Genomic DNA, 25,241 nt, shown 5'->3' with positions numbered 1-25,241 from the left:
ACCCTCGCGCCACTTCAACTTTCCCATTCACAACGACGTCAAAGGCGGCGACTTCGTAGGGAATCTCACCAGGAACGGCGGGGCGGCCGGGCTTTTGCGCATAGCTGAACTCACTGCCACTGTTATTTTCGTATCGCGAGAATTGGGTGAACTTGCGGCGGCTGCTTCGCTCTTATGGTCACGGCCCTTTCGAACTCAACTAGGCATGCCTCGTCGCCGCAAAGGTCCCGGAAAACCTCGCGAACCGTTAGCTCGATCCGGCGGCCAGGGTAGCAACCGATAGGTCGCGAACGACGTTAGTGACCGTCTCTAAATCATAGGAATCAATTTGCAGGCCAGTGGGGGTCTGACATAGCTTCTCTCCCGCTAGGGCGAAAGCTTGATGGCCGCTCCCAAGCGTCCGTTTGCCTATCATCGGGTGCGGACGACGTGGAGAGCGTACGTCGATCCGCGCTCAACGCGAGTCTTTTCGTTGTGACAAGCATGGGACAAAACGTATTCGAAAACGAAAGGAACCTAGTTCCGCGACTGAGCTTAAGCCTCCATGAGCACACGCGGCATCAATTTCCTGGACAAATGGATTGCAAACAACATCCCGGAGATGGCCACGGCCGATGTCGTTTCGGTGGACGAGCTCACCCACAAGCTCTTTGCAGACGCGAAGGCGATCGGCATCAAGCGGGCTGAGATTGATGAGGAAGTGCCGAGTCTATCTCGCGTCCTGGTCGATGCGATTGCGCATTTTGACCCAGGTCTCCCGGAATGAGCGAGCGAGCCGCTAGATTTTTGCATCTCTGGATGGAAGCGCAAGGCTTGTTCGACGGCGTCTGCTTTAGTCAGGCGGCGATAAATGAACTGGCGAGGCACCTCCTGAGCGAGGCTGAGGCTGAAGGTATTAGTGAGGCAGAGATTACCCAGGCATTCTGGCGGCTTCGCGCCACCTTAAGACGACGACACCAGCTGTCACCCACGAAGCATTAGCGCCGTGAAAAAGCCGGCGCCCCACGGGTTTTGGTGGGTAAGCGCGGCACGCCGGCATCGGTAGGGTTAGGACTAGGCAAAGCTAATGTAGGTTGGGCCGATGCTATGGTGGGAGGGTGCAGCGAACCGCCCATCAGCCGTAGTGCAGTTTTGGTTTCGGCTCAGTGCCCGTAAACATTACCCCTATTCGATCGTTACGGCGCCACCGCAGCTCGCAGCGGTAACCAATTCCATCGGTCGGCACATATAAAAGAAAGTGTTCGGGTACCCTCGCGTCGGGCGGTACGCGGAGTTCCGCACCGGCCTCATGTTGGTTCTTGATGGAACAGCTAACCTCCGAATTCTGGATTCCAGTGATTATAGTCGCCCCTTTCAAGACACGTTGACGGTGCTGGCGCCGGTTTTCATCAGAGGGCTGATCTGGTCTGGTGACATGCTTAGACCGCGAGAGGGTTGTTTTCCACGTCTATCCTTATAGTCCTGAAACACCGCCCTTGGCTCAAGGCTCAGAAGAAACTGATCCGATGCGCGCACGCCACCGGCAGGGCATAGAGTGCATAGCTTTTCGTTCTAAGACGAGAGAGGCTTCGGAAGAGTTAGAAGTCTGATACGCGGCTGATTAGATCGCTATCAAAGGAGAGACTGCCGGCCCGTTCAAGACGGTGCCATCGGGCGCAAAATGCGAGCCATGACAGGAGCAGTCCCAGCACTGCTCGGTAGAATTCCAGGCGACTTCGCATCCGGAATGCGTGCAGGTCGCCGAATGCTGATGAAGCTTCCCGTCGACATCGCAACAGGCGGCGATCCTGCGCAGGCCATCGCGAAGGATCCCGCCTTGCCCGGGTTGGAGCTCGTCCACGGACTTCAACCCGCCAGGCAGCACGTAGCCGGCAAGATTTTTGACCGCGGATAAGTTTTCTCGAACGTAATTGATCACACCCGAGGGCGTCTTGCGCGACGGTTCATAAACCGCCGTCCACGGATTTGGAGTACCGGAAATCAGATCCTTCACGAGCAGGCCGGAAAGCGCGCCGTGCGTCATGCCCTGTCCGGAATCACCAGTGACAACATAGACCGACTGACTACCGGGATTGAGGCCGATGAAGGCGCAATAGTCGATCGTGTCCAGCACCTGCCCGGACCAGCGGGTGACCTCTTTGCCCAAGGTTGGCACGAGCGCGCGTATCCAAGCCTCGACCGCCTCGAAACGGATGTCGCCATCGTCGGCCTCGCCGGATTTGTGGTCGGCGCCACCGGCGATCAGATAGTCGACCGATCCCGGCCCCGGATTCATTCGAACATAGTGATAGGGATCGGCGATATCCCAGAACAGCGCATCAGGCAGACTTCCGCGCGGCAGGGTAAAGGCCATCGCATAGGTGCGATAGGGCGACATCTTGGTGTGAAGCTGGAAACGATCGTTGATCGGCGAATTCGTGGCGACGACCGCCGATCCTGCTTCGATGACGCCGCTATTCTCGGTGGAGACGCGCACCTTGCCATCCGGCAATTCCTCGACGGCGACCACGGGGCTGTCTGCGAAGATGCGACCGCCTTTGTGACGGATCGTTGCCGCCAGACCACGGAGATATCGCAGCGGATGGAAGGTGGCCTGGTTGGGATAACGCAGGACAGGCGCCTTCTCAAAACCTTTGAGCGGCACACCGGTCACGAGCTCGGCGGCCGCCCCGACCTTTCGTGCCGCATCGAATTCCTTCTGGCGCCGATCGCCGGCGTCCTTTGGCTCGACGCCCATGGCCGGGAACAGGAAGGCGTCCAGCCGGCGGAAATTGCAGTCAATGCCAAGCTGAGCGACGTTCTCCTCGATACGCGCGACACCCGCCTCGTGGCTTTCCTGGAAGAGCCGCGCGGTTTCTTCGCCGCGCAGATTGATGAGCGTGCTCAGGCCGTCATCGCAAATTGGCGCCAGGTGTGCTGTCGTTCGCGAAGTCATGCCGCCGGCAATCGGCCCGCGATCGATGACGATCACCTTCTCTCCGATGCTGGCGAGTTCGTAGGCGACCGACAGCCCGGCGATACCGGATCCGATGATCACGGTGTCGCATCTCTTCTTTCCCGAGAATTTCGGCGCGCGTGGATAGACGTCGACTTTCATCCAGAGCGACCGGGTCTGTTCACCACGCGCGTTCATACAAAGGGCCTCCGCAGCGGGTCAACTGGAAGCCTTTTCGTTGACTTTCCGCTCGGCGATCGTGGTGAGCTTCTTGTCGGCCGCCTTTTCCTCCTTGAGCGTCGTGGCCAAAAGTCTAGCAACGGCCTCGTTGCCGCCCTCTTCTGCCCACGCGATCAAAGTTCCGTAGCGGGTGATCTCGTAGTGTTCGACGGCCTGCGCAGCGGTGATCAGGGCTGCGTCGAGGACCTTTTTCTCGGCCACCTCGCCGGCGATATCGTTCGCTTCCTTGATGATGCCGTCGATTGCCGGGCAGGTCGTGCCCTTCGGCTTTTCGCCGATGAGCTCGAAGGCTTGTTCAAGTCGCTGCACATGCTTTTCTGTTTCGGCGAGGTGCGCTTTGAAGGCGGTGACCAGGTCCCGGTTGGTCCCCTTTTCGACCATATCAGGAAGCGCCTTCAGTATCTGCTTTTCGGCATAGTAGATGTCCTGCAGCACATGCAGGAACAGATCGTCCATCGTTTTGATGTCTTTCGTAAACAGACCCACGGCGCGCTCCTTGATTTGGATTTGGAAAAGGATCTGTTAAGAACGCGCGGCGCGACCGCCCGTTCCGGCCACTCTAACCGCAGGCGTCATGGGCCTGGGCATCGCATAGGAAACCTGACAGAGGAAGGATGTCGGCGGCACCCTCACCGAACTTCGTGAAAAAGCCCATCAATGCCTCGGCCGCATGGTCGGTGCCGATGACCAGGCCCCGGTTAGCGCCAGCAGCACCAACTGGGCGATCATGCGCTGACGCGCCTTGATATTGCCGAGCAAGAAATCCTCGCGTCGGCGTCACCGAGATCTGTGCCGGATCGCTTGATCGAATCCAGCATGGGCGTCGGCGGCCGGCTTGAGATCGAGACGGTGCACATCGGCTGCCTGTATTGTGTCTAAAGCACGTTGTGCGTCGCCCGCGTTGGCTTGGGCGCCGTAGGGCAGCCGAAGGTCAGGAATTTGGTCCTCGTATCCCGTCGCTCGCAATTCTTCCACAGCGCGTTGAGCAGAAGTGCAGCAGCCAGCGAATCCACCCGCCGCTGATCCCAAGCACATGGGCTCTGATACCCGAAGCACGCAGATATGTGCCGAGAAATTCGATGCGCCGACGTGCTTCCCGCGCCAGATCAAAGCTTGGAGCCACGCCGAAGGCATCGATAATCAGTTTCTGTGGGCGCCCCTAACGTTATAGCATTCCATCTATCCGCGCCGCCACGAGATCGGCGGCGGTCACCGTCTCAACCTGCATGCCGAAGCGGCTTTCATAGATTTCGATCATGGCGTCATGGGTAGAGTCCGTCCCCGAACAGATCGCGTCCGCGACAATGATGACGCGGTAGCCAAGGTCGATGGCGCCCATGGCGGTGGCGAGCACGCAAACCTCCGTCTCCGCCCCCGAAACGATGAGCGCATCAACCCCGGCCGACTGGAGTCGCGCATGCAGAGATCCATGCCATGCCGACATGACGGATTTGTCCTCGATCGACGCAGGGGGCACGAACCGGGCCAGGTCGGGGACCAGGCCAATCAGTCCTGGGTCGAGCCGAGTACGCGTCATCGAATCCCACTTGTGCCAATACCGGCGCCAGGCGCCGCCCATATCGTCTGGAGATCGGGGAGGAATAAAGCGAGTGAAGATTGTCCGTGCTGGGTCAACTTCGACGACGGCGATGACGTTGGGCAAGACCCGCTCCATCCAAGGAGTGTGCCATTCCGTAGGCTCCGCGAACATCCTTTGCATGTCGATGCAAAGGTGAACCCAGTGCCCTCGAAGCGGTCCAAAGCGCAGGCCTTCCTCCAATTTCGTCAAGGCTGGGCAGCCTTCCTGACGATGCTTTCCGCCTCGGCCTTGTTCGTACGGCCGACGACCTTGGCTTCCTTGCCGTCGGCGATGGTAGGCGACCAGGAGCTCGATTCCCTTGAGTTCGGCCGGGGGGACGTCCGAGAACTCATAGGGTGGACGATCCTGATGCAGCAGCCGCGCGATGGCCAGCAGACGGTCATTTCGCGGAGAATTTCCCTTTCTAGCCTCCTCCATCGCAATCCCGCCCGACAGCCGGTACAGCACCAGCGAGCCCGTCGGCAGGTCAGCATCCGTTCCGGCAAAACGTCCAGCGGCTCGCCATGCTGAGCTTTGGTCGATGGTAAGAAGCCAAACGGAAACGGGAAGGCGAAACCCGTGACGAGCAGCTTCTTGGCTCTAAGCAGCCCCGCTTCGCTATCATAGGCGAATTTTACGCGGCTTCCTCGCGGTGTCTCGACCACCACATTGTAGCCGCCCTCTACATCGAGAGCGATTTTGTCGATCGGTGCATGCATGGCCAAATAATTCCGTGGGCCCCTCTGTGTTCCAGGGGTCAATCGAACTCGATCCAGGCCGGAGCATGGTCGCTAGGCTTCTCCCAACCGCGCACGTGGACATCGACACCTGCGCGACGAAGTTTGGCGAGGAGCGAGGGATCAATTAGGAGATGATCCATCCGGAGGCCGGAGCTGCGATCGTAGCCGCCGCGGTACGAGAAATTCCAGTATGTGTAGATACCTTTCTCGGGATGGACGTGCCGCAAGGCATCAATCCACCCGTCCTCAAGCATTTGCGCATAGGCCTGCCGGCTCTCCGGAAAATAAACCGCATCGCCCAACCATCGCCTGGGTACGACGGCGTCGATCGGCGTTGGAACCACGTTGTAGTCGCCACAGAGAACGCTCGGCGCCCCCTCTTCACGCAAGAGTTGGGCGTAGCTGATCAGGCGATCAAACCAACGCAGCTTGTAATCGAACCTCGGGCCGGGCGCGGGGTTTCCATTCGGCAGGTAAAGGCATCCGACTACGAGACCGTCAACGTCGGCCTCGATATAGCGGCTATGGGTATCGTCGGGATCGCCCGGCAGGCCGCGGCGACGTTCCGCCGGCGCTATTCCTCGCGCGAGAATGGCCACGCCGTTGTAAGATTTCTGACCGTGCCAAATCGCTCCGTAACCCGCGGCTCGGATCGCCTCGACAGGGAACTTCTCATCCGATGTCTTCAGCTCCTGAAGGCAGACGATGTCATAGGTGGTTTCTGCCAGCCATTTGAGCAGGACGGGCAGCCGGCCATTGACGCCGTTTACGTTGAAGGTCGCGATGCGGGTCATCGGCCGAGACTATCAGATATAGAGGACGCAGCCGGCGCGGCGTGGTCTATTTCTCTTCAGCGCGCGAATCTTCTTGCGGCTGTTACCAACCGGCTTCACGGCCGACTTGAAGTTGGCCTTACTGGCGCCGGTTTTGCCCGCGTCATACTTGACTTCATGATCTTGGCCACCAGCGACCCCTGCGCGGTCTTGGTTGCGGCCACGTGACGTTCCAGTGTTTGCTGCCATTGCTTCCTCCGGAGTTCGTAGTTCAGTCACCAACAACGCGACCGGACTTGTCCGGTTCAATATGAAGCCATCGCCTATTGACTATGGCGTAACAACTACCCCCGCAGCGGCCAACGATCCCCTTGACGGGCTGCTTGCTTTTATGGGGCAGCGGAACCGAATCCGGCGGGGCTTTGATCTGGTGGTGGCTAGGACACGGGTCGGATGAGTTGTCTTCGTTGGGGATGGGGGCCGTAAACCGTGCAAAGTCGAAAGCTCGTCAAGGGCGCGCTTGTCAATCAGATCGATGCGGTTCGGCTTTCATTGCTGCAGGCAGAGCTATGCACCGGCTCCAAGCCGAACCGGACATCCTGGCGTTCTGGAATGAGCTGAACGGTAAAAAGGCGCGTCTTGTCTGGCTGGAGACCGAGCTGGCAAACTATCCATCAGGCAAGGTCAGAGTCGCGCTCGGATGGCAATTTGAGAACCAGCTTACGGACCGGGCGCCGCACGAAACCCTTTAGAGGTTATGCAGCCGGACGGACCAAAGAATAGCTCGCTTCCTGGAAATAGCCGCGCGACCCGTATCGCCAATGTCGCATCAGGGTCTGCATGAGCCTCGGTCTATGCCATTAGGACCAAGGGGACCCGCTCCAGGAACTTAGGGCCGCTGTTTTCGTTGTCGAAATGACGTCGGCAGATACCGACGCTCAGTCAACTAGGCAACAGGAGGAATTTCACAATGGTCCGCAAGATACTAGCTACGGCCGCGACGGCTGTTCTGATGTCGACGGCGCTCTGCACGGCGGGCGCTCACGCCGCAAATACCAGCAAGCCCACTACCCAGACGGAGGTTGTTGCGCCGGTCACTGATGGCAAGCTCGTCTCCAAGATCATGGGAGCCGCGGTCTATGACAGCACCGCTGATGACGCGACGAAGATCGGCGATGTTAATGACATCGTCCTGGACAAGGACGGGAACGCCAAACTCGTCGTCATTGGCGTCGGCGGGTTCCTTGGGGTGGGGGAAAAGAATGTGGCCTATGATTTCAGCAAGCTTGAATGGGTCAACAAGAACGGTGATCGCTGGTTGGTCGCAAAGACGACCAAGGATGAGCTTAATGCTCAGCCCAATTTCGATACCAAGGTTTACGATACCGCGGCAGCACCCACGGCCCAGACGACTAACAGCCAAGCGGCTAATGGCAAAACCGATACGACCTCGACAGCCTCGATCGACAAGTCGTCCTTGACCGACATGCCGTCAGACAAAATCAGTGCTGCAAATCTGATCGGAACCAACGTCTATGGCGCAGATGATGCGAAGATCGGCGAGATCGGCGACGTCATCCTGACTGGTGACAAGAAGGTCGACACAATAATCGTTGATGTAGGCGGCTTTCTGGGCATTGGCGAAAAGAAGGTCGCGGTCGGTATGGAGAACCTCAAGTTCATGACGGACAAGAACGGCAACCGTTACCTCTATACGAACTTCACCAAGGACCAGTTGGAGGCGCAGACTGCCTACGACAAGGCCAGTTACGCCCAAAACCGGGACAAGCAGCGCATCATCGTCAACAAGTAATAAATCATCGCTAAGCGCTCGCCCGTGGAGCGGGCGCTTAGACTGGACAACGCGGGAGCGGACTTGAAATTAGCCGACGAAGTCCGTCATAGCTCTGAAGATATCAGCGACCTCGTCCTGTCTGATGTCGTTTCTGCGCTTCATCGACGAATTAGGGTCAGCCACGAGTTCGATATTCCCTACATTGCTGGGTACAGCAGGGATGCAACTACGATTTACATCGACCGACATCTGCCGCGTACCATCAGGTGGAGAGGCAAGGACGTGCGGCTTGAACCATTTCTGGTGTCACGAAATTGTTGAAAAAGCTCTCTTGGACGAGTTGCGGCTTCATTATCTGCACGCACATCAAATCGCCTCTCGCATCGAAAGAGATGCGGTGAGAGGGGCTGGCCTGACCTGGCGGCACTACCAAAGCGTCATCAAGGGGCACGAGAAAGCGATCGATGAGGAACAGCTTCGCTGTGTGCCAGGGGAGTTAGATCTCACGCCTTACAAGGACCTGAAGGATTACCCATTGCTCCAACGGCTGGTCGAAGCATCGCAGTAGCTTGTTGCGCGGGATGGCCCAAGGCACAGAGACAGCGGGAAATTGAAGCAGGCAAACTGTCAAATTTTCTCGCCAATGGAACTTCCCCACGCACTGCTGGTTGCCCTGCATAGGGACGACTGAGGCCCATTCCGACCTGTGCATTCTGCAGGCAGAGCGCCTCGCCAACAGGAGACGGCCATGAAACATCAGACACTTGAAGAACTACATGAGGTCGCGGAAGTCGAAGTATCCTTCCCGGCGATGACGCGAGGGCAGCGTTTGGAACATTGGGCCATGCTGCTCGAGCGAAATCCCGAGCGATGCCTCGCCGCCTTCCCGGGGACGGAATATATGCCCTTGGATGTACGCGACAAAGCCCAATCCCTGGGTTCTGCGCTCAGTATCGCTTTCGCCGATCCAACTTTGTGCGCTGAAGGGCTCAAGAATGATACGTATGGCGAAGCCAAGCGCTTCTTCGAACTTAGGGATCGTCAGTTGCACGCAATTGTCTGCCATTGCCATGTCGGCGGGACCATGAAAGCCGGATGGGCTGCCGTTCAAGTTCGGTCTGCCATCGGCATCGAAGGGAAGCTTTTCAGCAGATTGCGTGAAGCGATTGCCCATTGGCCGGTATTTCGCATTTTAACCCATGCGAGGGAGTAAAAGACGCCTCAGGAAGCTGAAAAAGGCAGCGAACTAAAGTCCAAGCATATGCATTTGGGCCTTGAGATCGCTAACAGTGAGAATGCGGGCGAGCATCGCCCGTATTCCTTTTGGCTCATCAGACTGGTCTAAGATCACTCTGCTCGAAAGTAATCCCGTCAGATCCGCAGCATATCGGTGATTACTATGTACCTCGTCCAAATGCTGTTGCCCCGTTCAGATAATCAAGGTCAACCCTTTCCCGGAAGGGATTTCGATCGCCTGAAAGAAGAGCTAGCGGCTCGCTTCGACGGCGTAACCGCGTATCTCCACGCACCTGCGGAGGGTCTTTGGAAGGACGGCAGAGAAACAGACCGGGATGATATTGTCGTCTTCGAGATAATGACGCCAAAGGTGGACGTTTCAGATTGGCAGCGCCGACGGAGCGACTTGGAGCGCCGCTTCAGGCAGGACAAAATTGTTGTCCGATACTCGAAGATAACGCTCCTTTGAAGCTTATCGTATTGGGCCTGTCGAGACCCGGTACATTCCAGCCCGGCAGGGAATTTAGCATCGGCGACGAAGTCTCGATCTCGGCGACCATCATCAAGATCATCGACAGTCGGGCGAGCGTTGCGATCCCGGGCTACAATCACGCGCATTCGATTCCGGCACCGCCGAAGGCCAAGGCGAAAGATGCTGTGAAACCGACCGGCGAGGTCCGCCGCGTCGATGACGACAGCGTGACCGCCGGAATGGCTTGGGAGGTTTGTTCCCGTGATTTCAACCATCGAAACGATTTCGCACCAGCTTGAAACAAACTAGCTCTTCGGACGTTGCCAACCCCGTCACAACACGGAGGACCGGCAATGGCACACAATGGCACACGAAAAAAGCGTCCGGGTGCCTCGTTACGTCCGGACGACAAAGGTAGATTATACATGTCCGATTGCGTACAGACTGCCGGATCCCGGAGGTTCCGTGGACAACGAAAAAGCCCTAGGCCCAACGGCCTATCGGCCCAAACCCTGGGCCACTCAGCGGATCCGGCAGCGAGCGATTGAGTGCTTGAACAAATGGGTGCAATCAGCTGGCCGCTGTTGCCAGTTCGCTACAGCGAAATTTTTGGCAAGCTAATATAACCTTCGTCAGCGCTTGGGCGCCGGGTTGTTGGCGGGGCCAATCCTTGGAACCCCTAGTGTAGTACGAGGGAAGATAGCCCGCTGACTTCGGTCGGCGGGTTTTTCTTTTCCCAGCGGCGAAACTAGGAAGTGGTACCCTTCCGTCGGTTGATGGGAATTGGCCCGCGCGTTCGGTCAAGGCGGCGCGGGCCAGACCATGATGTTTGGGCATCTTGGTCGCCAGTGCGGACCGCTGAAAAAGAACGCGCTGGCAGAGCCTAACCGTCTCAGGGGCAAGTCGTTCCGGTCTCATGCAAAAAAGCCCGCCGCCGGACCTGGGTTAGGAGGCAGCGGGCTCCGATCGCCACGGAGGCCGATCTACAGCGGACAAAAAACGCCGTTCAGTCCACTGCACCCTTGCAACATCACCGTTTGCTCGAGGTTCCCCGCTGGACGAAAAAACCCCGCCGGGCATGACCCGGCGGGGCGAAGTGACGAACCGTCATAACAGGACCTCGACCTGATGGGGTTGTTCCCTGCATAAGCAAAAAAGCCCGCCGGCCGGAGCCAGCGAGCAATCGCGCGGGATATTCCTCCCTGTGGCTGGGTCTGTCAAACTTACAGCCCCCCTGCGTTGGATACATTAGCATCCTCTTGACTAAGCGACGTGCCACCCCAGAATCCAGATATGGGCAAGGGCATCAAGGTGGGCGACACCGTCGCGATAACTGCAACCGTGCGCAAGCGGGTCACGGAAGACCGCGTGAGTGTTCTTATCCCTTCCTACGACCAGCCGCACTCGATCGTTGACAGCACGCCATACATAAGCAGCGGGCAGAAAATCGAGCTGACCGGCGAAGTGGTTCGCGTCGACGAGGATACGGTGACGGTCGGCGGCAAGGATCTGGGCATTACGGTCAAACACAGTGCCGTGCGGCTCGTCACCAGCTATGTGGCGCCGAAAGGGAAGAGGATGGTCCACAAGCCGTGACCAAGCTATCGGACCTCGGACGACCAATCACCGGCACGCGCCAGGGAGGACCTCCACCCGAAGCCGAGTATTTTGTTGAATGTCCGGTCTGCGGTCAGTCCGTTGACTGCCGGGATTTACGCCAGGTCATGCACCATGCCTCGCGCGAGCATGAGCCTCTTTAAATGGACGCCTGATAAGCAAAAAGGCCGCTGACCGAAGCCAGCGGGCTTTGAAAACTCAGCCGATCATTCAGGTCGCCGGAAGCTCTGGGAGCGTCGGAATCGACGGACCGCCAGCGATGATTGCAGAAAGCTTAGCCTTGCGAATGAGCACAGGCTTTTCATACGTCTTTTTCTTACCGCGCGTTGATGACCTCAAGGCTACAGGCTACAAATGACGCGCGAGAAGCAGCGGGCCAGACCGTATCCGCACGGTCTTGCAGCAATAGGCACCCACTGCATGCAACATTTCAACCTCGCGCCTGACGGGACCGTTCCGCCGGATGAATGAAAAAGCCCGCTGCATCGGGGCGAGAACGCAGCAGGCCCTGGCAGCCGATTTTCGGAGGACTTCGGCTGGCGCCAACAATGCCGATGCATCCGGATTTGTTCCCAGGCAGTTATCGTATCGAAATTTAGAAGGAGGAAGCCCGTCGCTTACGCTCAATAGCTGCGACGGGCTTTTTCGCCTTACGGAGGGACCCGCTGGGCAGCCGCCTTTGGCGTTTTAGCAACCTTCCGTCGTCGTTTTCATCTGCCCAGGGGCCGCCGACTTGGCGTCCGTATCCTGTTGTCCAGGCGCGGCCTGTTTGGCGCTACCAGCCTGCTGACCCGGCGCGCAGTCCTTGGCGGAATTCGATTTCGTTCCACTCGTGGTGGTGGTATCGGTTCCCGGGTCAGTCGTAGGGCTCGGCATGGTCGTGGTGGTCGTTGTTGACGAACCGCCTGTGGTTGTGCTGGTCGACTGCGCACAGGCGAATCCCGTTGACAAGGCCGCAATGGCTGCAGCGAAAAGAAGCCGTTTCATCGTGATCTCCGTGTCCGTATTCGAATGTCCCTTCAGTCACGTAACATCTCACCGAAAAGACGGTTCCCAGAGAAAGCAGGTCACACTGGCCCACCAGCGCTCGTGGTGAGCATCAGCGCTGGCCTCAACGGCCGAAACGAGGGCGCATTTCGGTCAGGCAGCCTGGGATTTCGAAGCCGAGCTTTAGAGAAGGCCGAGCGAGAAATCACTGACGCCATGGAGTGAGTTTAGGCTCTCCCTAAGCGCTTGCAGGAATTCATTCGTACGCCCACTGGGCATGAAGCAGTGCAACCAGCCGGCGATGATGACCAACGCGGGAGAATAGCCAGCAATCTCCCCGCTGCCAGATCATCAGCCACATCCCACTCGCTTCGTACCATGACCCAAGCCCGGCAAGCGCAGTCACGGACTATCTCACCATCATTGCTCGACATGCACGGCTTCACCCGAACGGTGGCGTTGCCTTGCTTTGGAATGGGCAGCGCGCCAATGCGTCACGTCTTCGTGCCGCTCTGCGAAGTCCCACGATCGACGAGATATTGTCAACAACGTGCAGCCAGGCTCGACCAACACCGACATGGCCGCCACGACATAATCGCCATCCCTCGGCGCCGTAGTACCGAACGCCTGGTTGTACGACAAAAATCAGAGGCGCCGCAGCGCCCCTGCAACAACGAGTTACCAACCTTGCATCGAGTACCAGTCGTCAATGTCTCTCCGGACCCGGTCCTTCTCGAGGCCGTACCGCTCCTGGATCTTGCCTTCGAGTTGATCGCGTTTGCCCGCAATGCGATCAAGATCGTCGTCGGTGAGCTTGCCCCACTTTTCCTTGACTTTGCCCTTTACCTGTTTCCAGTTTCCTTCGACGCGATTCCAATCCATGGCCTTGCCCTCCTTGTTGCACACCAGTTGAAACGCCATATCGAGCGCGAGGTTCCGGAATTGAGGCCGTTCGTCCAAGACAATGGTACGGCGAAACTCTCAATTCTGTCTGTTCGGCCCACTGCGTTCCCCATTAGGCCACCAACTGCCACGACGCCGCAGCTACCAGCTCCAGATTGCAGTCGCATGCCAGTCCCATTGCCGGGATGAAAAACACGGCAGGAGCCCAATGAGCAGCCCGCCCGGGGTCCATGCCGTGTCGTCGTGCGGAGCGCAGCAGGCGCAAGATCGCCGAATAGCGGTCGTTCGTTTTGATGCCCCGCGCGGACCTGGAAAAACAACACCTCTTCGGTCCATCGTTTTTAAACGTACAATCGAGGGCATTTCGATGTCCGGCCGATTTGATTCGCTTAATCCTGTCAAAAGCGTACAAAGGCATGTCGTCAGTGGAAGCATCATGTGCGCTGACGCGTGGGAGCGACCATCCCAAGGCGCCCCGCCTTCGGCCCGAAATCTTGAGCGCTCTTGCGCGTGATCCGGGGCCACCGATCGCCATTCAAGTGAATAATATCGCAGGTCGACTTTTGGTCGTTCCTCGACATTGCGGGAACGCGCCTGCTTAGAAGAGGCAAGTGAGCAACGTACGGATTCGTACCAAAAAGGGACAAACTCCGTTGTTGTCGCTATTTCCTGTTGCATCGTCCGCAAATAGCCGTGGGCGTGGACGGCTGAGGGAAACGCGTGCTCTTGCCCGTGGAGCGAATACTATGGATCTGCATTTTGAAACAACCAAAAACGCGCTTCTGAGGCTTTGCGATCCCGCTGATCTGGATCGTCTCAGGCCGCATCTGCGCGACACGTTCCTCGAGCTACGCACGCCGCTCGAAAAGGCCGGAAATCGGATCGAGTTTGTTTATTTCCCTTGCAGCGGCCTTGCCTCGGTGGTGGCCAAGATGAGGGGAGGCGACGCAGAAGTCGGCATCATCGGTTTCGAGGGCATGACCGGCTCGGCTCTCGTCATGGGCGATGACCGTGCCACGCATGATTGCTTCATTCAGATCCCCGGCGAGGCGATGGTGATCGACGCCTCGCGGTTCAAGGCGGCCTTGGACACGAGCGACACCCTTCGGCCGCTTCTGATGCGCTACGTCCACGCCTTTCACATACAAGCCACTTACACCGCTTTGATCAACGCGCGATGCAAAATAGAGGAACGCTTGGCCCGCTGGCTGCTAATGTGCGATGACCGCGTTGATGGCAATCGCATCGATATCACCCATGAATACCTGTCAGTGATGCTTGGTGTGAGGCGCCCTGGCGTCACGGTCGCGCTGCAAGTCCTGGAAGGACGGAGCTTAATCCACTCCCGGCGCGGTGAAGTGATCATTCGCGACCGGGAAGGTCTGATTGATCTCGCAAAGGGTGGCTATGGGGAACCGGAAGCGGAATACAGACGGCTGGTTGGCGAAATTGCGGTTCAGCCCCAGATTGTCGCTCAACGGGAACCAACCCGGTAGGCGCGAGTTTGGAAATGGCCCTGTATTATTTCGATGTCGACGACAACGGTACGTTCTACCCTGATGATGAAGGCACCGATTGTGATACCTTCGATCGGGTAAAAGAAGAGGCCATTCGCGCCCTTGTTGAAATGATCAAGGATAGCCTGCCGGATGGGGATCGTCACAAGCTGGTGATCAAGGTACGTGATGACGGGGGCGACCTTGTCTTGAAGGCCTCGCTGAACTTTGAGGTCGAAGCAGAACACCGTTCCTATGGCGGCAGCTCGCCGGATTCACACGTCTAATATCGTCCTCCCAACTCAAGCGCCGCGAGGAACCGTCTATGTAGGTGTCGGCAAAAAAACGATGTCGCCGCGTCGGCTAAAATGAAATCATTGGTAAGGCCGATCTCACCAAGCCTGGATGTTTTGCAACCAAAACATCACGGACGCGTTGTCTGAGGTCCGCAATCAGGAGGAGGATGCCGTGAACGGAATAATCTATCTTGTTGGCCTCGTCGTGATCGTGTTGTTCATTCTATCATTTTTTGGACTTCGGTAAGATCATGGCCAAAATAGCCCCGATGGACGGCGCCGCAGTGACCCCAAAAGTGGCTACATCGTCCTATCTTGAGTGGGGAGGCATATTTGGCGGAAGCGTCATCGCCTGCGCCATTTCAGTGGTACTTTTGCAATTCGGGTCAAGCGCTGGTTTAGCGCTAGGTTCTCCAACTCTTCCCAACGGTGGGGCCTCTTGGAATGTACTCGTGGCAGGGCTGTGGGTAGTGATCGTCGCCATTGCAAGTTCCGCAGCCGGCGGTTACGTCGCTGGACGAATGCGTACGCGCTGGGATGATAACAACGAAAGTGAAAGCGAATTCCGGGATGGCATACACGGTATTGCCGCCTGGGCTTTAGCGACACTCGGAGCAGCGTTTTTCTTAGCGATGATTGGTGCCCACGGCGCGGCCGCCGTGGTCAATCCCGCTGACGCGCAACTCAACGAAAGCACGGTGCGCCTTTCAGCCCACATTACTGCCATATTTAGTTTCGCGACTGCTGCAGGCTCCGCTTTGGGCGCTGCGGCAGCATGGTTTGCAGCAATCACCGGGGGTGAACACCGCGATGAGGGAACCGCTTTTCACCATGTCGTCCCGGTGTTTTTGCGCAAGCGTTAGTTCGCAAACAAGGCGCCGGCTGGCCTTCCCAGCCTTCGGCATCGCACCAGAGAACTTTGCGAGCCAAGGCTGCGGCGAGCGCTATCTCAAAGTGAAGTGAATACGGCAGGACCCGAAGACAGAACCGCCGTGTCGCTATTCGCGCATCGCTGGTGGCGCTCGTCGCCCGCGCCAACTGAGAAAGGTGTCTCGCCACGCTCGAGTCGCGAGACCCTTGCCAGCCAGCGCCAAGCTGCCTGTAGGCCCCCCGTCCAATTTGCGTGCGCAACACCTTTGCAAATCCGTCATCGGACGTTTGATCTCTGGCTGCAACTGTTTTTCGCAGCACTACTGCCTGTTGCCTCCCGCATTATCTGCGGCCAAGACAGCCAGCTCGTGTGCGGAACATAAAGGGATCGCGGCAACAGCTCCGATCAGGTTATTGGATATGTCGAGCTCGGCGGTCCTAAGCTCATGGTCCACACACCGCTCTGAAACCGATCGCGAGAATCCCGATTGCTCTCGTCGTCTGCCATTGTTCGGTCCTTCTTGTTTTGGTGGGTTTGGCACCGTTCGCGGGCAATTTTGTTTTAAGCTGGTGCGAAACCGTACGGAGGGTTGAAATCACTGTCGCTCGGGAACAAACCTCCCAAGCCATCATTGTTCAAAAGCCGACAGCTCGAAACAAGTCGGCTAAGAGAGCCCAGCTACGCTCGCTGTCCCTCAGGCTGATGGCGGGCTTTTTTAAACTTCTGGAAACCAAATGACGCCGATGCGTTCTCGCGGTTGAAAGGTTGGGGAGGTTTATGTGGGCCGGACCCGCCATAGAATGGGATCTCAGCCCGAAGCTCAAATGCGAAGTCTGTCAGTACGCGCCCGACTCGACCAAAGGCATGGGGCAAAATCTCAATTCTAAAGCGAAGTGAGGATGATGGGACGACCGAGAACAGCAATCTCGTCACCCGAGCGCGAGCGCCTATCCGAAATGATACGCGCGGCCGTAAAGCGGCTGGGTAGTTCACTCACTGACGAAGAGCATGACGCTGTTATGGAGCACCTGAAGGAGTGCCAAAATCAGCTTCGAGCGTTGCTCTCGGTAGGCCCCGATGCGTCTAAAGAAGGATCGAAGCATGGCTGTAGCTAACAATGACCAGGAGCGAATGACCTACGCCCGGATGTATGGCGCTCAAGCCCGCAAGGATGGCAAGGAGCGGCAGGTGCCTCCTTACTGGCAAGAGTTTGCTGAGGCGTGGCTGGCGGGCTTTGACGGCCATCCCTCTGGCGGCCCGTTGGCACGTCCGATCAGCGATGAACTCGAAGCGGAACTGGACGAAGCCGGTGTCGGCAAGCCGCCTAGGGCGGGAACCAATCAGCCCTCCTAAACCAAGAATGAGCAAGCGCGCCTTCCTTGAAAAGCTGGATGGACACGACCCTATTCCGATGCCCCGCCTTGGGTTGCGCAAGCCGAAGGTCAAAAACTGTCGGGCAGATGAAGATATGTGTCAGTCGTTGCAGTGGTCATCGCATCGACCGGCAGCAGGATAAACCATTCGGGCTCGGTTCTTTGGCCATGGGGGCCCATCGATCGGGAAGAAAGCGATTGGGAGCAGGCAGATCAGCTCGTACGGGTTTAGACCTTTGCGCACGGCAATGAGACTTCGGTCGCAGCCTTTTGGGCCCCCGGTCCTACAGGCGGAACGAACGCACCAAGATGCCGTTTGCCAATACCGGCTCCCGCTAACAGCGGTTGAGCGCACGGCAGAGGCTCCAGCGCTGGCGGGTCGCGCTGGAGCCTTCTGGAGGTTAACGATAGGACTGGTGCTGGATGGCGATGTCATCCTCGATCATGGGTTAATTCGAGCGGTTGCTAATGTTAGGAACGCGGGGCTCACATTTCAGCAACGAAGGCGGCCTGGCGGCCGATGGCCAGCAAGCCACAACCAGCCCCTGGAGCTTGAGAAGCTGAAAGCGAGGCTCGGTCCCGATGCGCCGGCAATGGCGGATGATCTCATTCCCAAGCTGGAATGCGCGAAGTGCGGCAGCAAGCAGCCTGATCTATACGCCCGAGACCTCGCCGAGGGATTATGCCAAAGGCCAAGGGCTCCTAATCGAACAGGGCGGCCCGGCAGTCTGGCGGGTGAGCCAATACGGCCGGGCCTAACCGGGGGGACAAGGCTACGTGTTAGGCAGCACCGGTTGGCGAAGGAATATATGCGACTGCTAATTTAACCGGAACACATCCTTAAGAACGAATGGGGGTAACCCGCGCTGGGTGGCTGGTCGTTTTCTCAACCTCACGCCAGGGCCGCTGCCATCTTGAAGTCGCATGTCTTTTTATATTGAAAGACCGATTTCGGCGGAGTTATACGAATCGACGTTGTGCCATTGCTTTCGTAGGGAGGCATGCGATGGATAACGTGGTTCCATTCAGGAATGTGTCGGCTCGTGTCGAAGTGGCTGAAGTCTCTGGCGAATGGGTCGTCCGGGTCACCGAAGTCGACCAAGAACTTACCCGATCATTTGAAGTAGAAGAATATGCGCTGTCCTATGCGGAAGGCCAGCGGATGGTCTAGGGCTGAATAAGTTCGTGCGGCTCTAGGCGCTAACAAGCCGAGGGGCCAGCTGATGCCGGTTGCGAAGAAGGACCAGGAGCGCAGGACCTACGCCTGGATGTATGGCGTGCCGGCGCAAAAGGACGGCAAGGCGCGTGAGGTGCCAGCCTACTGGCAGGAATATGCTGAAGCTTGGCTGCAAGACGTGGGAGGAACCGGACGGTAGCGCGCCCCAGAGAATGGTTTGTGGAACTTTCCCCAAAACAGGCCGTTCCTGCCGGTCCGATACCAGAGAAGAGGAGCCGCCTTGGATCAGACAGATGCGACACCCATAGCGACCGGTGTACCGGGATTGGATTACGTACTGCGCGGTGGATATGCGAGAAACAGATCGCATCTTGTTGAGGGGAGACCCGGGTCAGGCAAAACGACGGTCGGTCTGCAATTTTTGCTCGAAGGCGCTCGGCAGGGGCAGGTCTGCCTGTATATCACCCTGTCCGAAAGCAAACGCGAGTTGCTCGCGGTCGCGAGCCGTCACGGTTGGGATTTGAATGGAATAGAGATCCTGGAGCTCGTGCCGCCGGAATTGAGTTTGGATCCTTCGCAGTTGCAGACGCTGGTCCATTCTTCCGATCTTGAGCTGCGTGAAACCGTGCGACCAGACTTGAGGAAATGGAGAGGCTAAAGCCGGCTCGTGTCGTTTTCGACTCGCTTTCGGAACTACGGCTCTTATCGCAAGGGTCCCTGCGATACAGACGCCAGGTCCTAGCTTTAAAGAGCTTCTTTTTGCTCAGCAATTCCACCGTCCTTCTGCTCGACGATCTAACGGCTGAACATGACGATCTCAACCTCCATTCGATCAGCCACGGTGTCATCCGAATGGAACAACTATCGCCAACATACGGGAGTGAGCGCCGGCGCCTGCGGGTGATCATGCGTGGCGTCCAGGTCCGTGGCGGTTTTCATGACTTCGTGATCAGGCCTGGCGGTGTTACGGTTTTTCCGCGGCTCGTCGCCGCCGAGCATTAAGAGGCCGAGCATGGCACGCCCGCCCTCAGCAACAGTTCTGTGGATGCCCTCATGGGAGGCGGGCTGGGTAGAGGCACCAGCACCCTCCTGATAGGTCCTCCGGCGTGGGCAAGTCCACCCTAGCTTGCATCTATAGTCATGCTGCCTTGTTGCGCGGCGAGCGAGTTCAGGTGCTTCTGTTCGACGAAACCAAACGCATATTTCTGACGCGAGCTGCCGGCCTCGGACTGGACCTGAAACGGTTTGTCGGCGATGGGTCACTCCTGCTCGAACAGATAGATCCGGCCGAATTGTCAGCCGGTGAACTTTCAACACGTATCGAGAAGGGTGTCGAAGGTTCCAACGTACGCATTGTAGTTATCGACAGCCTCACCGGTTACCTCAACGCCTTGTCCGAGGAGCAGCATCTTGTACTTCAGATGCATGAAATCCTGACCTACCTGAACCAGAAAGGTGTCGTCACGATCCTGCTGCTTGCCAATCATGGGCTCATTGGCAACATGGCTGTCCCTATCGACATGACCTACCTCTGCGATGCTGTCATGCTGTTGCGGTTCTTCGAGAGCGGCGGCCGGCTCCGGCGGGCGATATCGGTCGTCAAGAAGCGTGCAGGTCCGCACGAGGACACGATCCGGAAATTCAGGATCAGCAGTGAAGGACTATCCGTGGGAGAGCCGCTGGACCAGTTCCGGGGTATTTTGACAGGCGTTCCGCAGTTCGAGGGAAAGTCTTCCGAACTTCTCGAAGACAAGGCTTCAGCATGAACGCCGGTCGGGTAGACGTGCTGGTCCTCGCGCCCCTGGGGCGGGATGCCAAAGTTGCAGCCTCGGTCCTTGCGGAGTGCGAGATAACAACCCGGATTTGTAAAGGTCTCGACGATGTAGTTGCATCGCTGGAGCATGCGAATTGTTTGGTCGTTACGCAAGAAGCCTTACTTCAAAATGACCGGAGCGTGTTAGCGGGTTGGCTCGACAGTCAGCCGGCATGGTCGGACTATCCGATCGTGCTGCTTGTGATGCGTGAAGTTCGACAAGCGTCTCAATTTTTTGGATCGGTACCTCATTGTTCTGGAGCGGCCATTCATGGCTTCGAGCCTGGTCAACTCGGTACGGTCGGCCCTGCGCGCCAGGAGCCGGCAATTGGAGGTGAAGTCCTATATCGATCAAAAGCAGGAGGTAGCTGATCGACAGAAACTGCTGATTCGCGAGCTTCACCACAGGGTCAAGAATACCCTTGCCAATGTTCGGGCCATGATGACAGCCACTGCGCGGACCGGCGGTCGGGTCGAAGACTTTGTACGTGACTTTTCGGCCCGGATTGTCTCGCTTGCGGATACGCATTCCATGCTTACTGACGACTATTGGCAGACAGCGTCGCTACGCCAACTTCTTGAGGGCGAGCTTCGCCACTACGACACTATCGGAGCCTCGCGGGTGACGCTTGACGGTCCCGATGTGGCGCTGGTGGCAGACATTGCAATTCCTGTCGGTATGGCGTTCCACGAACTCGCTTCCAATTCTTCCAAGTACGGGGCCTTATCGCAGCCGAGCGGGCGCCTCACAGTGCACTGGTCGATCGGGCGAACCGGACCCGAGCAGGTCATAAGACTTATGTTGGCGAGAGCGAGATGGCCCGCACGTAAGTGCGCCAACGCGAAAAGGCTTTGGCACGGTTTTGCTTGAAAAGGTCGTAGCCGTGCAGTGCAAGGCGAAGATCGACTTGAGCTATGACCCTCGTGGTCTGCGATTTACCATGAAGCTGCCGCTGCGCGACACAAGGCTGGTACCTACTTACACCTAATGCAGCGCTATTATCTAAGCTCTTTTGCCATGCTAAGATAGGTCGCATCGAACTCAATCGGTAAGGAAGAGGGGAGGACTTCCGATGACGAGAGCCCGCAGCCGTAACACCTGGTCCATGAGGGGACGGAACGCCGGCTAGGAATTCCAGACAAGTGAAACATAAACCGCTCTAGACGCGTGACCAGGCTCCAACCTCGTACCTGCCGACCACGACGCTTTGATTGGCAGATGCCTCGGCGCATATTCGCTCTTGCAGCGTTTCGGGGCCGAGCTCAAAAGCGGTGATGACACCCATCTGCTCCATAATAGGAGCCATGGTCGCCGCCAGATCGGATACTAGGTCAATGCCGCTCAAGTTGTCCGACCCGCCGCCAGCCAGAGCACTTACTGCCATGGTAGGAGCCGGTAGTCCGGCTTTCATGAAAGTCGAATGCAGTCCGATGCCCATATTGGGGTTTGTACCGACACGACGAAAAGTCTCGGCAATGCAGCGAAAACAATTGTCGTAAGTTGGAACGGTGGGAAAGGAAGCGGCCCCTGTCCAGTCGACCTCATGAAATACGATGATGCCTCCAGGCCGCAGATGACGCGCAATTCCTCTCAGCATCTCAACGGGATCTGGTGAGAACATCAGAACATAACGGCCCACGATCGCATCGAACATCCTGTCAAACACAAACGTCGCTGGGTCGCACTCATGAAAACTAACATTGTTTAGTGCGCGTTCTTTGGCTCGTACACGAGCTGACTCGACCGCTGCGGACGATCTATCGCAACCCAGTACGATGCCGGTTGGCCCGACAATTTCAGAGAAAAGCGACACCGCCTGCACCGCTGCCGATATCGAGCACCTGCATCCCGGTTTGAATACCTGCTCGACGAAGATAATCCCGGGTCATCGGGTCAACCAGGGCCGCCTGCGTTGCCAGGCGTCTCAGCTCTCGATCCGAATGCCCTAGTTCATATTCGTAACGACGTTCGTTTGTCATACCTGTGTCCCTCAGCCACACACAGATGGACAATGCACCGTTTCTGGTGCGTTAGAACTACTTAATATAAAGCAGACAAGTCCGGTGTCCACGCCGCTTTTCGGTTAGAGCACCGAGCACCTCGACCGGCCAGGGAACGACTGGCACGGATTCGACCACCACGAGTGGGACGAACTCAAATTCGGCCAAGGATTGCGCGCCGGGTCAGCAGCCAAACAGGCCGCGCCGGGGCAACAGAATACCGACGCCAAGTCGGCGGCCTGGGCAGATGAAAACGACAACGGAAGGTTGCTAAAACGCCAAAGGCGGCCTTACCAGCGGGTTCCTGCGTAAAGCGAAAAAGCCCGTCGCAGCTATTGAGCGTAAGCGACGGGCTTCCTCCTTCTAAATTTCGATACGATAACTGCCTGGGAACAAATCCGGATGCGTCGAAAATCGGCTGCCATGGCCCGCTGCGTTCTCGCCCGATGCAGCGGGCTTTTTCATTCATCCGGCGGAACGGCCCCGCCAGGCGCGAGGTTGAAATGTTGCGGGCAGTGGGTCCCTACCGTGCGGATACGGTCTGGCCCGCTGCTTTCTCCCGGGAGCAGCGGGTTGCCAGTGGGTCAGTTTGAAATTTAAGGCTGCCGCTTTTGGGCGAGAATATTGGCCTCTCGCAGAAGCGAAGTCCATTCGTAGCCAAGCAAGGCGATAAGGACCCGAGCCTGCTCCTCCGTTATACCTGTCTCGTCCATCAAACGTCGAACGAAATAGCTTTCACCATCGCCGGTTGGCTCTTTGTTGGCCATTGGAGTCGTCCCGTTTTAGCCCCAACGAATCCGCAGGTCTTCTGTTCCTGTCGCAGAATTGAAAAAGTCCGCCGCCACTCTGGAAAGATTGGCGACGGGCTTCGAGACGGTTCAGCGGCTACACCCTGAAGGATCGACCGCTTACCTTTTAAATCACCAAGCCGTGAATTCGTTCCAGAACTGGACGCGGTATTTTTCTTCGCGTCCAACTCCTTATGTGAGATAGTCCTTATAGAGGCTCGCTTAGGGCGGCGGCCATGTCGTTATCGCGTTACAGTGGGGTCTATTGGCCCGCTGATCTGGACATGCTCCAGCGGGTGTTTGATCGGCTGTGCGAGGAACGGCGACTAGCCAAGAAAGACAAGGATCAGCGGGAATACCTGGCTGCGGAAGTCTTCCAAGTTTTTGATGACGGCACAACGGACGAAGCGGACCTTTTGCGGAAGCTGTCCAAGCGCCGCAGGGCCTCGCTGAAAAGGCGCTTTTTGTAAGGGCCGCGAACCATCATCTTTGTGGCATGCGCTTCCGCCTATTTCCAGACGCCGCTTAGACGAAAGCGTCTATTGTGATCGGGGCGGAATTTCAAACTGACCCACTACCCGTTCGAGTTCGGCGAGGCGGCCTGTCCAGTCACAGCCGCGCTTTGTGAAAAGCCGGATGCCGTCGCGGTCCTTGATGATCTGCGTTCGGTACCCGCCCTGCTTGACCTCATGAATCCAATCGTCGCCTTTCGGAGGAACTCGAAAAAGCTTGGGCTCCATCGGAGGTCTGAAGGACAACCGGCCCCCGCCGGCGGGTTTACGCGTCGGAACTCCACGCAGAACTCGAATTCGATTCAATAGGGAGGGGTCGTTTCAGTTCCGTTAGCGTTGGCTAATGGGAACAATCGTCGGCGGCCGATGTTCTCTCCGACCAGGAGGAACAGCCATGGCAGACGACAAAACCAAACGAGACTTTCGCGACCGCGATAAAGTTTCAGCCGACGAGGACTACGAGGTCCGCTATTTCGCCAAGCAGCACCGGATCAGCCCCGAGCAGGTTCACGGTCTCATCAAAGAGCACGGCAACGACCGAAAGACCTTGGAGCGGGAGGCAAGGAAGCTTCGAGGATGACGTGGGTCTCCGACCTCGGCCCTCCGAAAGAGGTGACGGTGCACCGCGAGCTAGGCGCCGAGGAAGATTTCGGATTTCTACCGATGCGAAACGTGCGGCCAAATGGTCGACTGCAAAGACATATGGCAAGTCCTGTGGCACGAGCAGGACGAACATGAGCCGCTCGAACTGGACAGCTAATCCGGAATTCGGCGATAGCGGAAGTGATTGCGAATGTGGTCGTTGAAAAAGCGGCCTTTGACAAACGCCGACCGGAACGCGCTGTAAGTCTCCGGAGGCACCCCCTCGAAATCGTAGCGCTTGCCGCTGGCCACGAACCAGACGGACAATATCCTACTTGCCGGATCGTATTCGGTTTTGCTGATCGAGGTGGATGGCATGGGGCACCCATCGTTGCAGATCGCAAACGATCGGCCCGGCCTTTTGTTTCAGGAACACGAACCTATAACGCCCCTATGAAGGCGGTAGCGACGTACGATTCGACGGCGGGCACATTCACGCTGGAGAAGGGCATCTGGCGAGGGACGTTCCCGATTGGCGACTTACCGAAGTGGCTGAAGTTCTATCGCCAGCAGATGGAGCGGTATCCTGCGCATGCGGGCAATTACGCGCCCGATGTGAAAGCGCTTGAAGCACTGGCGACCGAACTCCGTAGTCAGTGCCTTTTGGATAGTGACCGTCCATTCCCCTAGGGCTGGTGTGCCGTGCTTACGCTTGCCTCCAGCAGGAACAAGGCTTTGCGATCATCGTTGGCAGGTGACCGACGGGAGCGCAGCAAGGGCACCTCATGCGGGCGCCCTCCTAGGAGCAGTGCTGCGGGCTGTGAGGGCTGGCGTCGGGTAGGCGCCAGCCCTCTTCCTAATCCATCACTGAGCTAGTGAATCGTCGCTGGCCGCTCTCGCTCAATCCAATCGCGCCAGTGGAATATCGACCCGGACCCCAGTGAAGGCATGTTTCCATCCCAATTCGGATCGCTCACACGGAAACATAAGCGAGTGCGCGCCTCCTTCGTCCAGAACTGCCAGTTCCAGGGGAGCTGATCTGCCGCAGGCCAGTC

The 25,241-nt window shown here is 57.6% G+C and carries 28 protein-coding genes and 3 pseudogenes; 18 read left to right on the top strand and 13 right to left on the bottom strand.

The genetic code is table 11. The features are described from left to right. The first annotated feature begins 544 nt into the window (after positions 1–544). Positions 545–766, top strand: a complete 222-nt coding sequence (locus tag FJV77_RS08010; protein ID WP_142866272.1) for a DUF768 domain-containing protein — start codon at positions 545–547, stop codon at positions 764–766. Between the two features lie 348 nt (positions 767–1,114). On the opposite strand, the pseudogene FJV77_RS32845 reads toward FJV77_RS08010, so the two are convergent. From FJV77_RS32845 to FJV77_RS07965, 8 genes and pseudogenes are all read right to left on the bottom strand, one after another. Then, a pseudogene (locus FJV77_RS32845) lies at positions 1,115–1,390 on the bottom strand (PilZ domain-containing protein); the annotation flags it as partial. Positions 1,391–1,600: 210 nt separating this feature from the next. Then, positions 1,601–3,133 (bottom strand): FAD-dependent oxidoreductase, encoded by a 1,533-nt coding sequence (locus FJV77_RS07995; protein WP_142866269.1) that lies wholly within the window; start codon positions 3,131–3,133, stop codon positions 1,601–1,603. Positions 3,134–3,154: 21 nt separating this feature from the next. After that, positions 3,155–3,661 carry a ferritin-like domain-containing protein gene (locus FJV77_RS07990; RefSeq protein WP_142866268.1) on the bottom strand — a complete coding sequence of 169 codons (507 nt, stop codon included), beginning with the start codon at positions 3,659–3,661 and terminating at the stop codon, positions 3,155–3,157. 73 nt (positions 3,662–3,734) lie between these two features. Continuing rightward, positions 3,735–3,956 (bottom strand): hypothetical protein, encoded by a 222-nt coding sequence (locus FJV77_RS32840; RefSeq protein WP_246691177.1) that lies wholly within the window; start codon positions 3,954–3,956, stop codon positions 3,735–3,737. A 384-nt stretch (positions 3,957–4,340) separates the two neighbouring features. Next, complete coding sequence (locus FJV77_RS07980; RefSeq protein WP_348643817.1) at positions 4,341–4,955, bottom strand: cysteine hydrolase; 615 nt, start codon at positions 4,953–4,955, stop codon at positions 4,341–4,343. A gap of 5 nt (positions 4,956–4,960) precedes the next feature. Further along, positions 4,961–5,473: an inorganic diphosphatase gene (locus FJV77_RS07975; RefSeq protein WP_142866267.1), complete on the bottom strand. Its 513-nt coding sequence runs from the start codon at positions 5,471–5,473 to the stop codon at positions 4,961–4,963. Between the two features lie 38 nt (positions 5,474–5,511). Further along, positions 5,512–6,288 carry an exodeoxyribonuclease III gene (gene xth / locus FJV77_RS07970; RefSeq protein WP_142866266.1) on the bottom strand — a complete coding sequence of 259 codons (777 nt, stop codon included), beginning with the start codon at positions 6,286–6,288 and terminating at the stop codon, positions 5,512–5,514. 12 nt (positions 6,289–6,300) lie between these two features. After that, on the bottom strand, positions 6,301–6,516 hold the full coding sequence (locus FJV77_RS07965) for a DUF3606 domain-containing protein (RefSeq protein WP_142866265.1): 216 nt from the start codon (positions 6,514–6,516) through the stop codon (positions 6,301–6,303). Positions 6,517–6,836: 320 nt separating this feature from the next. On the opposite strand from FJV77_RS07965, the gene FJV77_RS07960 reads away from it, so the two are divergent. The 7 genes from FJV77_RS07960 (at position 6,837) to FJV77_RS07930 (ending at position 11,366) form a co-directional block, all read left to right on the top strand. Continuing rightward, entirely contained in the window at positions 6,837–7,019 is a 183-nt protein-coding gene (locus FJV77_RS07960; protein WP_142866264.1) for a hypothetical protein, read from the top strand. A 218-nt stretch (positions 7,020–7,237) separates the two neighbouring features. Further along, positions 7,238–8,080, top strand: coding sequence for a PRC-barrel domain-containing protein (locus FJV77_RS07955; RefSeq protein ID WP_142866263.1), 843 nt, complete (start codon positions 7,238–7,240; stop codon positions 8,078–8,080). Positions 8,081–8,351: 271 nt separating this feature from the next. Further along, complete coding sequence (locus tag FJV77_RS32280; protein WP_185970230.1) at positions 8,352–8,630, top strand: hypothetical protein; 279 nt, start codon at positions 8,352–8,354, stop codon at positions 8,628–8,630. A 180-nt stretch (positions 8,631–8,810) separates the two neighbouring features. Beyond that, positions 8,811–9,275 (top strand): hypothetical protein, encoded by a 465-nt coding sequence (locus FJV77_RS07945; RefSeq protein ID WP_142866262.1) that lies wholly within the window; start codon positions 8,811–8,813, stop codon positions 9,273–9,275. A 186-nt stretch (positions 9,276–9,461) separates the two neighbouring features. Next, on the top strand, positions 9,462–9,767 hold the full coding sequence (locus FJV77_RS07940) for a hypothetical protein (protein WP_142866261.1): 306 nt from the start codon (positions 9,462–9,464) through the stop codon (positions 9,765–9,767). After that, complete coding sequence (locus FJV77_RS07935) at positions 9,764–10,069, top strand: hypothetical protein (protein WP_142866260.1); 306 nt, start codon at positions 9,764–9,766, stop codon at positions 10,067–10,069. The genes FJV77_RS07940 and FJV77_RS07935 overlap by 4 nt, the downstream gene beginning before the upstream one ends. 994 nt (positions 10,070–11,063) lie before the next feature. Further along, positions 11,064–11,366, top strand: a complete 303-nt coding sequence (locus FJV77_RS07930; protein ID WP_142866259.1) for a hypothetical protein — start codon at positions 11,064–11,066, stop codon at positions 11,364–11,366. A gap of 1,686 nt (positions 11,367–13,052) precedes the next feature. On the opposite strand, the gene FJV77_RS07920 is transcribed toward FJV77_RS07930, so the two are convergent. Continuing rightward, complete coding sequence (locus FJV77_RS07920; protein WP_142866366.1) at positions 13,053–13,256, bottom strand: CsbD family protein; 204 nt, start codon at positions 13,254–13,256, stop codon at positions 13,053–13,055. Positions 13,257–14,023: 767 nt separating this feature from the next. On the opposite strand from FJV77_RS07920, the gene FJV77_RS07915 reads away from it, so the two are divergent. The 8 genes and pseudogenes from FJV77_RS07915 to FJV77_RS07885 all read left to right on the top strand — a co-directional run bounded on the left by FJV77_RS07915 (position 14,024) and on the right by FJV77_RS07885 (position 21,292). Next, complete coding sequence (locus FJV77_RS07915; RefSeq protein WP_142866257.1) at positions 14,024–14,773, top strand: Crp/Fnr family transcriptional regulator; 750 nt, start codon at positions 14,024–14,026, stop codon at positions 14,771–14,773. A 14-nt stretch (positions 14,774–14,787) separates the two neighbouring features. Beyond that, a complete protein-coding gene (locus FJV77_RS07910) occupies positions 14,788–15,060 on the top strand; it encodes a hypothetical protein (protein WP_142866256.1) in 273 nt (90 codons plus the stop codon). Between the two features lie 260 nt (positions 15,061–15,320). Then, positions 15,321–15,932, top strand: a complete 612-nt coding sequence (locus FJV77_RS07905; protein ID WP_142866255.1) for a hypothetical protein — start codon at positions 15,321–15,323, stop codon at positions 15,930–15,932. 1,109 nt (positions 15,933–17,041) lie between these two features. After that, positions 17,042–17,293 carry a hypothetical protein gene (locus FJV77_RS07900; RefSeq protein ID WP_142866254.1) on the top strand — a complete coding sequence of 84 codons (252 nt, stop codon included), beginning with the start codon at positions 17,042–17,044 and terminating at the stop codon, positions 17,291–17,293. 1,026 nt (positions 17,294–18,319) lie between these two features. Then, on the top strand, positions 18,320–18,484 hold the full coding sequence (locus FJV77_RS07895; protein ID WP_246691175.1) for a hypothetical protein: 165 nt from the start codon (positions 18,320–18,322) through the stop codon (positions 18,482–18,484). 52 nt (positions 18,485–18,536) lie between these two features. After that, positions 18,537–18,689: a hypothetical protein gene (locus tag FJV77_RS32275; RefSeq protein ID WP_185970243.1), complete on the top strand. Its 153-nt coding sequence runs from the start codon at positions 18,537–18,539 to the stop codon at positions 18,687–18,689. A gap of 81 nt (positions 18,690–18,770) precedes the next feature. Continuing rightward, positions 18,771–20,256: pseudogene (locus FJV77_RS07890) on the top strand (ATPase domain-containing protein). After that, a pseudogene (locus FJV77_RS07885) lies at positions 20,253–21,292 on the top strand (sensor histidine kinase). Before FJV77_RS07890 ends, FJV77_RS07885 begins: the two co-directional pseudogenes overlap by 4 nt. Positions 21,293–21,463: 171 nt before the next feature. Here the strand turns inward: FJV77_RS07885 and FJV77_RS07880 are convergent. The 3 genes from FJV77_RS07880 to FJV77_RS32270 all read right to left on the bottom strand — a co-directional run bounded on the left by FJV77_RS07880 (position 21,464) and on the right by FJV77_RS32270 (position 23,071). Continuing rightward, on the bottom strand, positions 21,464–22,117 hold the full coding sequence (locus FJV77_RS07880) for a methyltransferase domain-containing protein (RefSeq protein WP_142880095.1): 654 nt from the start codon (positions 22,115–22,117) through the stop codon (positions 21,464–21,466). Further along, on the bottom strand, positions 22,101–22,283 hold the full coding sequence (locus FJV77_RS07875; protein ID WP_142866252.1) for a hypothetical protein: 183 nt from the start codon (positions 22,281–22,283) through the stop codon (positions 22,101–22,103). Before FJV77_RS07875 ends, FJV77_RS07880 begins: the two co-directional genes overlap by 17 nt. A 617-nt stretch (positions 22,284–22,900) precedes the next feature. After that, positions 22,901–23,071, bottom strand: a complete 171-nt coding sequence (locus FJV77_RS32270; protein ID WP_185970229.1) for a hypothetical protein — start codon at positions 23,069–23,071, stop codon at positions 22,901–22,903. A gap of 257 nt (positions 23,072–23,328) precedes the next feature. Here FJV77_RS32270 and FJV77_RS07870 point away from each other — a divergent pair, with 257 nt between their 5' ends. Both FJV77_RS07870 and FJV77_RS07860 read left to right on the top strand, forming a co-directional pair. Beyond that, complete coding sequence (locus FJV77_RS07870) at positions 23,329–23,562, top strand: hypothetical protein (protein ID WP_185970228.1); 234 nt, start codon at positions 23,329–23,331, stop codon at positions 23,560–23,562. A gap of 436 nt (positions 23,563–23,998) precedes the next feature. Beyond that, positions 23,999–24,184 carry a DUF3606 domain-containing protein gene (locus FJV77_RS07860; RefSeq protein WP_142866251.1) on the top strand — a complete coding sequence of 62 codons (186 nt, stop codon included), beginning with the start codon at positions 23,999–24,001 and terminating at the stop codon, positions 24,182–24,184. Between the two features lie 176 nt (positions 24,185–24,360). On the opposite strand, the gene FJV77_RS07850 is transcribed toward FJV77_RS07860, so the two are convergent. Further along, positions 24,361–24,564, bottom strand: a complete 204-nt coding sequence (locus FJV77_RS07850; protein WP_142866250.1) for a KTSC domain-containing protein — start codon at positions 24,562–24,564, stop codon at positions 24,361–24,363. Between the last annotated feature and the right edge of the window lie 677 nt (positions 24,565–25,241).

This window comes from Mesorhizobium sp. WSM4306 (genome assembly GCF_007003975.1).
Classification (GTDB): domain Bacteria; phylum Pseudomonadota; class Alphaproteobacteria; order Rhizobiales; family Rhizobiaceae; genus Mesorhizobium.
Note: the sequence above shows the minus strand (reverse complement) of the source record. Positions and strands in the feature narration are given on the sequence as shown.

Excerpts from the sequence above, each read along its gene's own strand:
- FJV77_RS07915 (WP_142866257.1), top strand. The coding sequence starts at position 14,024 with ATGGATCTGCATTTTGAAACAACCAAAAACGCGCTTCTGAGGCTTTGC.
- FJV77_RS07900 (WP_142866254.1), top strand. The coding sequence starts at position 17,042 with ATGGCTGTAGCTAACAATGACCAGGAGCGAATGACCTACGCCCGGATG.
- FJV77_RS07995 (WP_142866269.1), bottom strand. The coding sequence starts at position 3,133 with ATGAACGCGCGTGGTGAACAGACCCGGTCGCTCTGGATGAAAGTCGAC.
- FJV77_RS32275 (WP_185970243.1), top strand. The coding sequence starts at position 18,537 with ATGCCGGTTGCGAAGAAGGACCAGGAGCGCAGGACCTACGCCTGGATG.
- FJV77_RS07965 (WP_142866265.1), bottom strand. The coding sequence starts at position 6,516 with ATGGCAGCAAACACTGGAACGTCACGTGGCCGCAACCAAGACCGCGCA.
- FJV77_RS07850 (WP_142866250.1), bottom strand. The coding sequence starts at position 24,564 with ATGCCATCCACCTCGATCAGCAAAACCGAATACGATCCGGCAAGTAGG.
- FJV77_RS07930 (WP_142866259.1), top strand. The coding sequence starts at position 11,064 with ATGGGCAAGGGCATCAAGGTGGGCGACACCGTCGCGATAACTGCAACC.
- FJV77_RS07910 (WP_142866256.1), top strand. The coding sequence starts at position 14,788 with ATGGCCCTGTATTATTTCGATGTCGACGACAACGGTACGTTCTACCCT.
- FJV77_RS07895 (WP_246691175.1), top strand. The coding sequence starts at position 18,320 with ATGGATAACGTGGTTCCATTCAGGAATGTGTCGGCTCGTGTCGAAGTG.
- FJV77_RS07920 (WP_142866366.1), bottom strand. The coding sequence starts at position 13,256 with ATGGATTGGAATCGCGTCGAAGGAAACTGGAAACAGGTAAAGGGCAAA.
- FJV77_RS07870 (WP_185970228.1), top strand. The coding sequence starts at position 23,329 with ATGTCGTTATCGCGTTACAGTGGGGTCTATTGGCCCGCTGATCTGGAC.
- FJV77_RS07975 (WP_142866267.1), bottom strand. The coding sequence starts at position 5,473 with ATGCATGCACCGATCGACAAAATCGCTCTCGATGTAGAGGGCGGCTAC.
- FJV77_RS07955 (WP_142866263.1), top strand. The coding sequence starts at position 7,238 with ATGGTCCGCAAGATACTAGCTACGGCCGCGACGGCTGTTCTGATGTCG.
- FJV77_RS07960 (WP_142866264.1), top strand. The coding sequence starts at position 6,837 with ATGCACCGGCTCCAAGCCGAACCGGACATCCTGGCGTTCTGGAATGAG.
- xth (WP_142866266.1), bottom strand. The coding sequence starts at position 6,288 with ATGACCCGCATCGCGACCTTCAACGTAAACGGCGTCAATGGCCGGCTG.
- FJV77_RS07945 (WP_142866262.1), top strand. The coding sequence starts at position 8,811 with ATGAAACATCAGACACTTGAAGAACTACATGAGGTCGCGGAAGTCGAA.
- FJV77_RS07905 (WP_142866255.1), top strand. The coding sequence starts at position 15,321 with ATGGCCAAAATAGCCCCGATGGACGGCGCCGCAGTGACCCCAAAAGTG.
- FJV77_RS07860 (WP_142866251.1), top strand. The coding sequence starts at position 23,999 with ATGGCAGACGACAAAACCAAACGAGACTTTCGCGACCGCGATAAAGTT.
- FJV77_RS07875 (WP_142866252.1), bottom strand. The coding sequence starts at position 22,283 with ATGACAAACGAACGTCGTTACGAATATGAACTAGGGCATTCGGATCGA.
- FJV77_RS07940 (WP_142866261.1), top strand. The coding sequence starts at position 9,462 with ATGTACCTCGTCCAAATGCTGTTGCCCCGTTCAGATAATCAAGGTCAA.
- FJV77_RS08010 (WP_142866272.1), top strand. The coding sequence starts at position 545 with ATGAGCACACGCGGCATCAATTTCCTGGACAAATGGATTGCAAACAAC.
- FJV77_RS32270 (WP_185970229.1), bottom strand. The coding sequence starts at position 23,071 with ATGGCCAACAAAGAGCCAACCGGCGATGGTGAAAGCTATTTCGTTCGA.